Genomic DNA, 13,057 nt, shown 5'->3' with positions numbered 1-13,057 from the left:
CGTTTAATCCGGGGAACCCGGCAATTGGTGGGCAAATTCCCCTAATGCCTGCTGGGTCAGCTCATTAAACCGAACCACTGCCTGTTCACCATTGTAGGAGGTCCAGCGTGCCACCAGGTTCCAGCGCAGCAGATAGATCACCACGGCTTCAAAGTCGAAACGGTGTCTGGCACCAAGCTCGTTCAGCTTGTTCCACACCGCCTCCATCACTGTTTTTTCCAGCGTCAGGTAGTCTTTTTTACTCAGGCATTCAACCGCCACGGGAATCCAGGGGAATGCATGCTGCAAACCGAGGGTCGGATGATTCCAGTTGTGGCGGATGTAGGCGTAGCGGCTACCGTAACTCCATTTCGCCGATGTCGGTGCCTGAATACCATTGGCCTTTCGTCGCAAGGCAGCAGCGATGGTTCGCATATCCAGACGCCAGTTCACCAGCTCTTTCAGATCAGGACTGTCCAGCTCCTGCAACAGGCGCTCTGCCAGATTGATCAAATACGCTTCCTTGATCTCTTCGCCCAGATGGCTCCAGTGCACCAGCTGTTCCACCTTAACCAGGGTTTCACGATCTGCCGTGGACAGCATGGCCAGACGACGGTCCAGCTGAATGCGGGAGATAGGCGTAATCTTGCTGTTAAACAGTGAGTCAATATGCGGCAGCGATGTCAGCAGGGTATAGTAGGCATTTTCAGCCATTGTATTCTCCTCGGAAGCAGCCCAGAAACAGGGTCCGATGATGGGGCCTATGTCCGTTCACCCTGAGCACAGTCGAAGGGTGCCTGGCACGATCTATCTCATGGGCCTGGTGTTCATGCCCTTCAACAGACTCAGGAAGATCAGGGTTCGAGGGCCCACAATCACGGAACTTATTCAGGAACTACTCCTTAACATGAGCGTGAGGCAGACATTGAGCTGCCATCACGAACTGACACCGGCAATTATTTAATAATGCCTTCAAGCAGGGCACGGAAACGTGGCTGCAGGTGCTTCAGCAGAACCGCAGCAACGGCTTCATCGGTCAGCTCTACCTGGATATCCTTGTCCTTCAGACGAAACGCAATGCCACTCTGGCCAGCACCACCAACGGTGAACGTGACGCCATCCTGAAGCATCTCACTGGCCCGCTTCATGGCGAACTCCAGCAGACCACCGGCCTTGAGCAGCTCAGGTTTGTCACGCAGTTCATCCACACCAATAACTTTTCTGGGCAGGATCACTTCGATGTTGTTTTCGCCGCGCAGATTGTTCTGGCCAGCCACTTCCAGAATCATCCCTTCCAGCAGCTTGTCGCCTTCCATTGAGTGGCTGACCACTGCACGGATCTGGTCAGAGAATTTTTCCAGCAGATAGTCTTTCAGCTCAAGGACGGCATTTCGCTCAGCCAGTTGCAGCGCTTCTTTGCCTGCCCTGGTAATAAAATCCGCTTCCTCACGGGCCTTGCCAACAATGGCACTGGCGCGTTTTTCGGCATCCGCGATCAGCTCAGCGGCTTTGGCTTCAGCGTCAGAAATAATCTTGCCCGCTTCCTGGCGACCACTGTCGACGCCCTGGTTACGCAGCTTTTCGATCAGTTCCTGAACACCGACGGAAACGGTTTTCCCGGTTTGTTTTTCAGGAGTTGCAGTACTCATTATCTAATCCTGTATTTGCTTATGGGCCAGTCAGTTTTTGTCACCACAAAGACACAGAGAAATCTTTTTTGACTTTGTGGTGCCAATCATTCACCCCATCATCAGGCGGCGATGCCCTGACCCATAACCAGTGCGAATACGAAAGCAAATACCGCAAAGCCTTCTACGATCGCCGCAGGCGCAATCGAAAGACCAAACACTTCCGGCTTGTTCTTGGAAGCATTAATGGCCGCTGCAACCGCCTGTCCCTGGTAGACGGCAGAGTACATAAGGGCAATACCGGTCAGCAGACCAATACCAAACAGACCAGGAGCGCTGGCCAGAGTGACGCCGATGCCACTCAGGGTAAACATGATGACAATGCCGTAGATAACCTGGGAAGATGGCATGGCCGAGAGACCGACGAACTTACCGTAGCCGCTCTCTACATCCAGCATCGCACCACAGGCAGACTGTCCGGCGACAGAACAGCCGATTGCCGAACCCACTGCACCCAGAGCAACCGGCGCGAAAACACCTACCCAACCCAGTGCGATAATCAGTGCATCCATTGTTAATCCTCTTTACTAAAAGTTGTTTGCTGGTTAAAGGTCGTTCTTTGGTTAAAGACTTTAAATGGGTAGCCTTCGTCAGACAGTCCCCAGTTGACAAATTCAATGACGTTAAGACGCATGCCGTGAACCACACCGCTCATGATGCACAGGGCAAAATTCAGCAGGTGACCCAGCAGCAGAATGATTCCCGCAAACAGCACTCCGGTGACGGGGCTGGAATTAAGAACGTCCATGGCCAGAGAGTTAAACGTCATGGCCAGAGATGCACCGGACAGGCCGAGGGCAAACAGGCGCATGTAACTGAGCACATCACCAAAAGCACTGGTAATGTTGTAGACGGCTTTCAGGCCATCCAGCATTCTCAGAATAAGGTCCTTGAAGGATGTCACTTCACGGCTGCTGGAGAACAGGAAGACCAGCAGGGCACCGACAATCATCAGCCCCGGGCCAATGGTGGATTGAAACGCCGCTGGCAGCGTACCGGTCATCCCCAGCCACAGTGTCAGACCACCGCCCATCAACCCCGCCCAGCCCAGTGGTGCCAGGGCATAACTTGAGCCACGATTGACAATCGCCGTCATGACATTGGCAACGATCAGGTGTGCAACACCGATCACCACCGACAATTTCATCATGGCGTTGTAATCGTTGAGGTCGATAAAGGCCAGGCGGCCAAATAAGCTGCCGCTGTCGGGTGCTGCACCGAAGTAACTGCCGATAAAGACACCCCAGACAATACCCACACCGGACATAAAGTACGCCAGATTCATCAGACGACGACCGGTTTCACTCTGCCGGAGCTTGCCCCTGAGCAGGAAAATGATCAGTCCGAAAATCAGACAGTACATGGCATCGCTCATGATCATCGCAAAGAACAGCGAGAATGAGTAAAACACCACATTACCCGGATCCCAGGCGCGGTAGTTGGGTGTCTGGAAGAAACCAAGGGCATCCGCACCACCACCGGTTCCTGCCGGTTTGTCCAGTAACGTCGGAGGATTGTCGTCTACTTTCGGGTCCTCGAATATTGCCGCAACACCGTGAGCAGCCGTGAAGGCTTCAACATTGGCCTGCTCAGCCACCGGTACCCAGCCCTGCACCAGGAAGAAGCTGTCTTCATCCATAGTGCCACTGGTGGCCTGCTGCAGATCAGCGCTGTCCAGACGGGCGGCAAGCACCTGATCCAGAAGGTAGTGCCAGCGGGTCAGCGCTTCCCGCTCAGCCAGCAGATCCTCGATGGCATCCTCTGCTTCATCCAGCATCTCTTCCAGGCGGGAAAGTGGAATCTTACCCACATGAGAACGATGCACAGGCAGCAGAAAGTCTTCGGGCTCCTTGTCAGAAACCACGATAACGTAACTGTCTTTCTGGCTCTGATGAATCAGCTCCCAGGGCAGCTCGCACTGCTTAAGGGAATCCCTCAGCGCGGGCAGTTCGCCATTGGGCAGAACATAGAACCAGAGCCGTTGACCATTCAGGTCAGACAGGGCAGGAAAAGCAAACTCGCCCCAGGGGCGCACTTCCCGTATCCGTTCCTGCAGCTTGTCGCGAATATCGGACTGCTCACGGAATTTGGACTTGTTGTCCAGAATCTTATGAACAATGTCGTCTACCCGGGCAGCATCCTTGTGTTCACGAACATTGCGAACCTGCCGTCTCTGCTTTGGGCTGCGCTCCAGCCACGCTTTCGCTTCACTGGCTTCCGCCGGCTGCACCTGAACCTCAACTGGTTTATCGGTTAATGGAATCAAATGCAGACAGCCCAGGGATTGCAGCTCTTTCAGGATGCCGCTCTTCTCCTGGCTGGGCCCGTAAAGGGTGATCTTTTTCAGTCGTTTAATAGCCATAATCAATGCTTTCGCAGGTTATACCACCCGGATATCAGCCCACCTGCGAATGACCTCCTTTGGCTTCCTGGGCCAGAACCTTGCCCTTGGAGAGCTTGGCGTTCATGACGCTGGCCCGGTCCTGGTCAGACATATAGATCTGGATTTTCTGGATGTTCTTTCTGGTCTGGGGAATCAGCACCTTGGAGAACAGGTTAACCCGCTGGGAGGTGGTACGTGTCGCCTTGTCCAGCTCCCTGTGGCGCAGCTGACGAACCTGGAGTTCTATTCTCAGGCGAATCATCTGCTGCAGAAGCTCAACCAGGTAATCAACCCAGTGGGGTTTGGCCAGATCACTGTAGGGTGTCAGCGCAATTTCAATGTGCTCGACCAGAGGAACCGATGTACCGACAATATTTTCCTGGGTCAGGCGCACATCCGTTACCTTCACCAGGTTATCCACCGGAACATCTTGTCTTGCCAGCATCGGCAGCTGCTGTCTGACCAGCTGCTCCACCTCCGCCAGATGTTCCCGTGTCTGTGCCAGCGCCTCTTCGGCCTTTTTACGTTCCATCATCAGCTGCTGACGCTTGAGTTCAAGCGCCGGCAGATAACGGTTGTACGTCTTTAAACTGCGCTTCTCTTTGTTTAATGAACTTTTGTTGAGAGCTACCTTGGCCATGATAATTACGCCTCAGCTGCAGCTTCAGAAGCTTCCTCAGTTCTGTGTGAATCACTCTCTGAAGAAAGCTGCTCCGGGTTGGGCCAGTATTTTTCCAGCAGACTCTGTTTCATCAGGGTCTCTTCCGGTCCAAAGCATTCAGCCATGGTCTCCCAGCACTTATCCAGTGCTTCCTCCAGAGACATGGCAGCGTCCAGAGACATAAAGCGTCTTTTGAACAGCTTGCCGAACTTGATGGTTTTCAAGTCATAGCTGGACAGTTCGAAGGCCATGGCCTGTTTCTGGGCGGCGTTCACCGAGTCTGAGTAGAAGCGGATCATGGTGTTCATGATGGCGGGATGGTCTTCGCGGGTTTCTTTACCCTGAACCATCTGCTTCAAACGGGACAGGGAACCAAATGGATCCAGGTGCCCTTCGTGCAGGTAGAACTGACCTTCGGTGATATAACCGGTGTTGTCCGGAACCGGGTGGGTCACGTCATTGCCCGGCATGGTGGTCACCGCCAGAATGGTGACAGAACCGGCACCCTTGTAGTCACAGGCTTTTTCGTAACGACGCGCCAGCTGGGAGTACAGATCCCCCATATAACCACGGTTGGCAGGGATCTTGTCCATGGCCACACCGATCTCTTTCATGGCGTCGGCGTAAGAGGTCATGTCGGTGAGCAGAACCAGTACCTTTTTGGACTCTTCGACGGCGAAGTGTTCCGCCACCGCCAGCGCCATATCCGGCGTCAGCAGACGTTCAACCGTCGGGTCAGACGCCAGGTTGGTGAACATAATGGTACGGGCAGAGACACCGGCTTCTTCAAAGGTAGTGCGGAAGAAGTGGTAATCATCGAAGATCAGACCCATGCCGCCAAACACAACGACATCCGCCTCTGCCTGAATGGCGATACGGGCCAGGAAGCGGTTGTAGGGTTCACCGGCGACGGAGAAGATAGGAATTTTCTGGGACTCAACCAGGGTGTTGAAGACATCGATCATGGGCACATTGGTACGTACCATGCGGGAAGCCAGTACACGACGAACCGGGTTTACCGAAGGTCCGTCGATCTCCACCCTGGGATCCTGTTCCAGGGCAGGACCACCATCAATGGGCTCACCGGCACCGTTGAAGATTCGCCCAAGAATATTGGGGGAGTAGGTGGTCTTCATGGGCTGGCCCAGGAAGCAGACCGACGCTCCGGTGGACAGACCCTTGGTACCGGCAAAAACCTGGAGAGAAACCTCTTCATGGTCAATCTTGATGATCTGCGCCATGGAGTAAGTCTGTCCATCCTGCTCAATCAACGCCAGATCACCATAGTTGGCCTGGGCATTACCCTCAGCCAGGTTAGGAACGTGGACGCGAATGAGGTCACCAACGATGCTGAGAATATTGGTGTATCGCAATAGGCTCTGGGGCATTACTGCTCCTCTATACTGCTGGGAAAAAAGAGAATGGACATGGGCTCAGGAGATCATCAGTCATGCAGGTAACGCTGAGTAAGTGCGATACGCCTCATTGCACACAACATAAGCCAATTGTCGTATGTTTAAGCTAATAAGCCCAAACACTGATCTGTACTGCTGGCTCTATCCAAGCCTCCTGTAAAACAACTTTTTCGCCTCATTAACACAGTCAACTCAGTACTTTCACAGGGAAAGTACTGAGGAACCATTTCGGGTAACGAATGGAAAACGCCAGATTAAACATCTAATAGAGTAGACAATTCTACGGGTTTCGCAGAGTTCCGCCTGAGCAGCAGGTCAGACTTATTGCTTCGTGTCATTCCGGAAGGTAGCCGTCATTGACACGGACTACCGACACTCCATGAGGCTAACGACTGTTACCCAATGTTTCCACCATCACAGCCTTGATGGTATGCATCCGGTTTTCTGCCTGATCAAAGACAATGGAGGCGTCAGACTCGAACACATCCTCAGTGACTTCCAGGCCGTTCATACCAAATTTGTCAGCGACTTCTTTGCCAATCACCGTGTCATCGTTGTGAAAGGCTGGCAGGCAGTGCAGGAAACGGACATTGGCATTGCCTGTTTTTTGCAGCACTGCCTGATTCACCTGATAGGGTTTCATAAGCTTGACCCTTTCATCCCAGGCTTCCATCGGTTCACCCATGGAAACCCAGACGTCGGTGTACAGGAAATCACAACCCGCCACCGCTTCATCCACCGACTCACTGATGGTAATCTTTGCCCCGGTTTCCCGGGCAATTTCCCGACATTGCTCGATAAGCTCAGGGGCAGGGAAGAATTCTGCCGGGGCAGCAATTCTGAAATCCACCCCCATCTTCGCAGAACCCACCATCAGCGAATTAGCCACGTTGTTGCGCCCATCACCGAGATAGCAGAGTTTCATCTCACCCAGTGAACGACCATTGCCGTGTTCCTGCATGGTCAGAAAATCCGCCAGCACCTGGGTTGGATGCCAGTCATCGGTCAGACCGTTCCATACCGGAACCCCTGAATAAGCCGCCAGATCTTCAACGTGCTGCTGCAGATGACCACGAAATTCAATGCCGTCGTACATACGCCCCAGTACCCGGGCAGTATCTTTCACCGTCTCTTTGGCCCCCATTTGCGAGCCACCACCGATATAGGTGACATTGGCTCCCTGATCAAAACAGGCCACCTCAAAGGCACATCGGGTTCGGGTCGAGGCCTTTTCAAAAATCAGGGCAATATTTCGCCCGGTTAAATACTGCTCCTCAGTACCGGATCGCTTTGCCGCTTTCAGCTGTGCTGCACGCTCCAGCAAGTGGCTGATCTCCATTGGGGAGAAGTCCAGTAGCTTGAGAAAATGACGGTTCTGCAAATTCTTCTCGATATCAACAGTCACAACAGTCATATACAGTTTCCTGTGTCAGGTCATTTGTTGTTCTTTACTTACCCAATCCAGCGATCTTTAAGTAGAAAGTGACAATGTCATTACTGCCTACGGTCAGGATTCAGGGAGTCACATCATCCATAGACCGGTTATTTCTGTCCAGCTCCGAATCGAACTTCACTCGGGCATAGACTAGCGCCGGACGATACGGAAGACATTACGTAAAAATACGTTTCCAGACTTTATCCCGCTCCAGGAGGCTATTCAGCGAGACTTTTTTTGGTTTGGATCGGCGCATAAGAGATAATATTTGCCTTCAGGATTTGACAGCCGCTCATAAACACCTGACAGAAGTCACAGATATCATCAATGCTGGACGAACACTGGACAGACACCGACCTGTTTTTCATATTCACCAGGTAGAGTCTGTCGGTATCCAGGACCAGCACCAGAATCTCTTCTCGCAAAGTGGATACCTCTGGCTCAAGCTCAACAAGTATATAGTCCGTTTTGCTAGTTGCTCGCTGGTTATACATCTCTATCAAGACATCGGCTAAATCGTTCTGCAAATTGATCATTTGTCTATTCAGCTCAACATCTATCCCGGGCAGCCCGGGCATCTGCGTGGCAGGCATGTCAAAAATGAGATGTACCCCTCGCTCCTTGCGATAACCAAGCCCCAATATATGGTCAATCACATTTTTGACGGTCAGTTGAGAGTCGCGCAGATTGCCCTCAATCATGTTATTCAGCAGGGTAACCTTTTCAGCATCCTCTTTGCGGATACGCTGCAAGCCAAGACTCTGGGCGGCATAAAGCAGAATCCTCCTGTTATTTTTTGACGGATCCCCCAGTCCGAAATCCCTCGGCGGGTACTGCTGCACAAACGCCTTGACATCGATTTTATCCAGACCTTCGGCATCAGACTCTCCCTTTTTGGTCGGACGAACAAATATAGCCTGGGTTGCCTCACTGACCAGCATAAGAAACTGGAGGTATTTCACTAACTGGGTACCACTGGCAAAACTCCAATAAACCAGGCGCCCAAGGGCACGGCTCGGTACCGGCTCACCGATAGTAAATAGAAATATCAGATGAGGTTCAGTCGGGTGACGAAAAATTCGCACCACTGGTGAGACCGGTTCCGGGCAACCCGTTACCGGATTCTGCCGTGAGCAGGCGAAGGTAACAAAGAACCGGTGTTCCGGTGCCAGCTGATCAAGATGTTGCTGCATAGCGGTAAAGAACGCACGGGCACCACCGGACTTGTCAATATTCATCTGTTTGCCGCAAAGATGATCTTCTTTATCACACATTTGCTGCCATCTGGGCACCACACCGACATCCATCATCTGTCTAAGAAAGCTATACCCTCTTTGCATTGCCAGAGACTGCAGCTCGACTGGCATCCACAGTTGCCCCAAAAGCCGCTCAAATGTCTTGGTCATACTGACCATATTCAGCTTCAGTGAGGGGCGAACGATCGTTTGGGCAACTGTCGGCAGAGCAGGATGAAGATGAGGAGCCCCGGGCGGTACCAGTTCCTGAGCGACCAAATTTTGCTGTACGAAAATACCTGGCTGAGCAAGAGCTCTTTCGGCCTCCTCTACATCGACAACTTGCTGGTTGCGGGTCCCTGATAGCCCAGTTGGTCCTGAAACTGCACCAATCGCTCCAGCTTGTTCACTGACTGCTTCACTATCGAAGGCCTGGATCGGTGCACAGCTACCAGCGGCCGACGCTGGCTCAAAAAGACTCCAGTCGTACTTCTTCACCTCTTCGGCAAAATCAGTATCTCTGGTAAACTCAACAGGTGTTTTTTTACAGACTGAACACTGAGCAACCTCCCGGGTCATCACGACAGTACAGCCATAGTGGTAGTTATGTTCGCAACAACGGGAAGCCATAAAGGGAGGACGCTCAATATACTCTGCACACAGACCACAAAACCGACGCTCGATAATCTCGTTAGTTAGCGGTTGCAACTCTCTGGCCAGGCTGCTTGCACCAAGGCCTGGGATATTTGATAACTGGGCACGGCTTGGATCCACAAAGACTCTCCTCAGTAAACTGTCATCAAGTCTAGCCCGGATATTTCATAAACTGCCCCGATTCTCGCACACAACCACATGGATGTAGGAGATAGGGCGACGCTGGATGCTAAAGCCGAGGACTTTGTCGCTTGTCGCTCTAAGGGATTTTGTGAGGGAGCGCCGTACCGGGGAGTACGGTCGACTGAGCAAAACTCCCTTAGAGCGACAAAGGACAAGCGAGAGCACGTTTATGAAATATCCGGGCTAGATCCATCCGAGCGGCGTAATTCTGTCTTCTATCACTTCCCCGTTAACCGCATTTACCACCATCTTATGTCTTATATGATTGTCATCCAGAAAAATGATTTCCCTGACATTCATATTGTTTTTGACACCGCTTCGGGTTCTCAGCACAACCATCCCACGGTATTTTTTCCGTGCATTTTTGATAATCTGCTCAAGGGATATCCGCTTGCCATCCGGTTTCAGGTCATACGTTACGTCTGTGATCACTCTGCCGGTATAAGCGTCCATCGTTAACTGGCGACGCTTCACTTTAAACTGTTTGTCAGCCAGCTCTATAACATAGACCATATTGCCACCCTGTCTCTCCAGCCAGGTTCGAATTCTATTTGCTCCGGGGTACTTACTTTCCACCTTTGACAAGATCTCTTCCATTGGCATGGGTACCTGCATGGGGGCATGATCTATCTGCTTGCCACTGAAAGCACCATAAACAACGCGCTCCAACTGGTTATTGGCATCAATAAAGTCGATAACAAACACTTTCTGATGCTCTTCTTCCTGCAACCGGGCTGAGTATACAACCACGTCAGAAGCCTTGATCCCGAATGTATGTCGGGTTCTGGCTATCAGCTGGTCAAGGGGCACGATAGATCTGAGCTTGCCAGGCTGTTCAAGGTATGCAGGTGTTGCAGGCACAGTACTGTCCGCAGCAAAAACCGCAGATAAAGACAAAGCTGCGCCCGCCAATACGCCTGAAATCATCTGCACAGGGAAACTGAACACATTCATCGAGTCACGCCTCTTTTCAGACAACTGTAGAATTGTTTTGCCATAACGCAAGCAGCAATACCTGACGGGAAAACGGAAGGTTACAGATTAAAGAAGGAGTAGAAGCTTTTTAATTTTTGTCCTGCTGCCTGAAAAGATATCGGCTGAAAGCGTATCGGGGTTCCGGGCATTGCCTGTGCCAGCCTATTCAAATCCAACTGGGCAACACAGCCGAACTTGGGGTAGCCACCCAGTGTCTGGTGGTCGCGCATCAGAATAATTGGCTGACCATTTTCAGCTATCTGAACAGCCCCCAGGGCGATGCCTTCAGAAATCACCCCGCTGAAGGGGGGCGTAATTTGAGCCCCTGCCAATCGATACCCCATACGATCGCTATTGGGAGAAAGCGTGAATTGGGTCTGATAGAGACTTTTCCGGCTCTGTACAGAAAATGCCCGGGCCTGATACGACTCCATCAGATTAAGGCTCAGTGGCCCGACATATTCCGGGATATACCGGGCTGGTACCATGCGGTTTATGCCGGGTTTAACTACCTCTCTGGAAACGGTCTCAAGATAATCCCCCGGCGTTATCAGACTACCACTGTCTTCCTTCCCAATTCTGGCCCCTAACCCGCCAATACCATCCCTGACCACGGTCGCCACACTGCCAAAGACGGCGGGTGCAGCAAAACCGCTGGGAATGGCCAGATAGGCTCTCAGCCCTTTTTTGGGAAACTGAAATGATAAGGTATCGCCTTTATTCAGATGCAGGGTCCGCCACCCTTCCACAGCCTGACTATTGACTCTGGCTCCCAGATCAGCCCCGGTTAACGCCAGCGTGATGGCTTGATGCGCTAAAAACCTTGCCTGTCCACCGGTTATCTCCAACTGGGAACAGAACATAGGGTTTCCCAGAAGATAATTTGCCCAGCAATAAGCATGTAAATCCATAGGGCCACCCTGGGCCAGGCCCTGGTACCCCACTCCCGTTCGACCAGTATCCTGAAGCTGCGTCATCATCCCCGGGTCCAGGACTTCCAGTGCGACCACAAAGTACCTCCAAGCGCAAAAAACTCATCCCGTGATATAGGCTGGAACTGCACAGACAAACCCACAGAGAAAGGTGACATGGGTGTTTTGTCAAAATCAATCAAAGAAACCGGACAATTCCCAATTATCTGCCAACCGCCGGGGGAGTCGGATGGATAGACAGCGGTTTGCTGGTCAGCAATCCCGACACTGCCTGCTGGCAGCATTTTTCGGGGCTCGGACTTTCTTGGCGTGGCAATCGCGAAGTCAACTGCCCCCAGGAAAGCAAAACCAGGGCTAAAGCCGATAGCACAAACGACATAAGTCGACTTACTGTGAATCTGGATAACATCTGCCACTGTGCGGTTATGAAACTGTGCAACCTCCGGTAAATCCGGCCCCGTCTCCAGGCTGTAATAAACGGGCAAGGTGATTATCTTGCTGGCCTTCCGGGCACGATCATCTTTATCATTAGACAGAAAAAAAGCATCAACCAGCCCCTGCAGCCGACTTTTTAACGCGATAAAATCCGTTTTCAGCGGGTGGTACTGAATATAGATGGTCGTATAAGAAGGGATAACTTCAATAAGCTCTGACGAACAGCTATCTCTGATATGGTCAGCCAGAGTGCCTGTTTTTATTGCCAGCTGAGTATCAATATGATCACCCAACCGTATGATCAACGCTGATTCTGACACAGGCTGGATATCCATCATGACGCAGCGTCTGGCGACTTTACAATCTGATGAATCTGCTGGATCAGCGCTATGGCGTCAGGATTATCACCATGAACACACAGACTATCGGCGTTCAGCTTCAGCCGCTTTCCGCTGATGGTGCTCACTTCCCCCGAGAGCAAGCCTCTCACCTGCTTAAGAATCGTGGCTGAATCCCGGTGAACAGCCCCTGGCAAGGTTCTTGACACCAGCAGGCCATGATCGTCATAAGCCCTGTCTGCATAGGCTTCATAAATCAGTGGTACTGAATACCTGTCAGCTGTCTTTTTTTGCAACGCATTATTGCTCAGTGCCTGAATCATAAGCGCTGGTTTGATCTCCATATTTGCCGCGGCAATCACAATGGCTTCAAACACATCCGGGTCATTCATCATCCCATGGTAAAGGGCACCATGGGGTTTAATGTACTTTACCCGGGTGCCATGCTGCTGACAGATAGCATCCAGTGCGCCAACCTGGTAAGCCACAAGGGCGGTGATACTTTCAGGGCTGTGAGGAATGGGGCGACGACCAAACCCGGCCTTGTCATGATATCCGGGGTGAGCACCAACCGTGACACCGCACTCCACCGCCTGTTGCACAGTGTCACTCATGGTATCGGGGTCAGAAGCGTGAAAGCCGCAGGCAATATTAGCCATATCAATCCATGGCATCACTGCCTGGTCATTGCCCATTTGCCAGGGGCCAAAACTCTCCCCCATATCACAATTCAGCTGCACGTGT

At 52.0% G+C, this 13,057-nt stretch carries 12 protein-coding genes; all 12 read right to left on the bottom strand.

What is annotated here, in order from left to right; translation table 11 throughout:
- Positions 1-3: 3 nt before the first annotated feature.
- Positions 4-693, bottom strand: coding sequence for a DUF2764 family protein (locus tag ACO6UX_RS21310; RefSeq protein ID WP_101747255.1), 690 nt, complete (start codon positions 691-693; stop codon positions 4-6).
- A gap of 242 nt (positions 694-935) precedes the next feature.
- Positions 936-1,628: a hypothetical protein gene (locus ACO6UX_RS21305; protein WP_101747257.1), complete on the bottom strand. Its 693-nt coding sequence runs from the start codon at positions 1,626-1,628 to the stop codon at positions 936-938.
- A 101-nt stretch (positions 1,629-1,729) separates the two neighbouring features.
- Positions 1,730-2,179 (bottom strand): ATP synthase subunit C, encoded by a 450-nt coding sequence (locus tag ACO6UX_RS21300; RefSeq protein ID WP_101747258.1) that lies wholly within the window; start codon positions 2,177-2,179, stop codon positions 1,730-1,732.
- Between the two features lie 2 nt (positions 2,180-2,181).
- Positions 2,182-4,029 carry a V-type ATP synthase subunit I gene (locus ACO6UX_RS21295; protein ID WP_422450306.1) on the bottom strand — a complete coding sequence of 616 codons (1,848 nt, stop codon included), beginning with the start codon at positions 4,027-4,029 and terminating at the stop codon, positions 2,182-2,184.
- Positions 4,030-4,063: 34 nt separating this feature from the next.
- Positions 4,064-4,690 (bottom strand): V-type ATP synthase subunit D, encoded by a 627-nt coding sequence (locus ACO6UX_RS21290; RefSeq protein WP_163369725.1) that lies wholly within the window; start codon positions 4,688-4,690, stop codon positions 4,064-4,066.
- Positions 4,691-4,695: 5 nt separating this feature from the next.
- On the bottom strand, positions 4,696-6,099 hold the full coding sequence (locus tag ACO6UX_RS21285) for a V-type ATP synthase subunit B (RefSeq protein ID WP_422450305.1): 1,404 nt from the start codon (positions 6,097-6,099) through the stop codon (positions 4,696-4,698).
- Between the two features lie 412 nt (positions 6,100-6,511).
- Positions 6,512-7,519 carry an ornithine carbamoyltransferase gene (argF, locus tag ACO6UX_RS21280; protein ID WP_422450563.1) on the bottom strand — a complete coding sequence of 336 codons (1,008 nt, stop codon included), beginning with the start codon at positions 7,517-7,519 and terminating at the stop codon, positions 6,512-6,514.
- Positions 7,520-7,779: 260 nt separating this feature from the next.
- The gene (locus tag ACO6UX_RS21275; protein ID WP_422450304.1) at positions 7,780-9,570 is read right to left on the bottom strand and encodes a hypothetical protein; all 1,791 of its coding nucleotides are present in this window, start codon (positions 9,568-9,570) and stop codon (positions 7,780-7,782) included.
- A gap of 246 nt (positions 9,571-9,816) precedes the next feature.
- On the bottom strand, positions 9,817-10,587 hold the full coding sequence (locus tag ACO6UX_RS21270) for a PepSY domain-containing protein (RefSeq protein WP_422450303.1): 771 nt from the start codon (positions 10,585-10,587) through the stop codon (positions 9,817-9,819).
- Positions 10,588-10,667: 80 nt separating this feature from the next.
- Positions 10,668-11,588, bottom strand: a complete 921-nt coding sequence (locus ACO6UX_RS21265) for a biotin-dependent carboxyltransferase family protein (protein WP_422450302.1) — start codon at positions 11,586-11,588, stop codon at positions 10,668-10,670.
- The gene (gene pxpB, locus ACO6UX_RS21260; RefSeq protein WP_422450301.1) at positions 11,585-12,313 is read right to left on the bottom strand and encodes a 5-oxoprolinase subunit PxpB; all 729 of its coding nucleotides are present in this window, start codon (positions 12,311-12,313) and stop codon (positions 11,585-11,587) included. Before pxpB ends, ACO6UX_RS21265 begins: the two co-directional genes overlap by 4 nt.
- Positions 12,310-13,053: a 5-oxoprolinase subunit PxpA gene (locus ACO6UX_RS21255; protein ID WP_422450300.1), complete on the bottom strand. Its 744-nt coding sequence runs from the start codon at positions 13,051-13,053 to the stop codon at positions 12,310-12,312. Before ACO6UX_RS21255 ends, pxpB begins: the two co-directional genes overlap by 4 nt.
- Between the last annotated feature and the right edge of the window lie 4 nt (positions 13,054-13,057).

It is taken from the genome of Endozoicomonas sp. ALB091, from assembly GCF_049310265.1.
Taxonomy (GTDB): domain Bacteria; phylum Pseudomonadota; class Gammaproteobacteria; order Pseudomonadales; family Endozoicomonadaceae; genus Endozoicomonas.
Note: the sequence above shows the minus strand (reverse complement) of the source record. Positions and strands in the feature narration are given on the sequence as shown.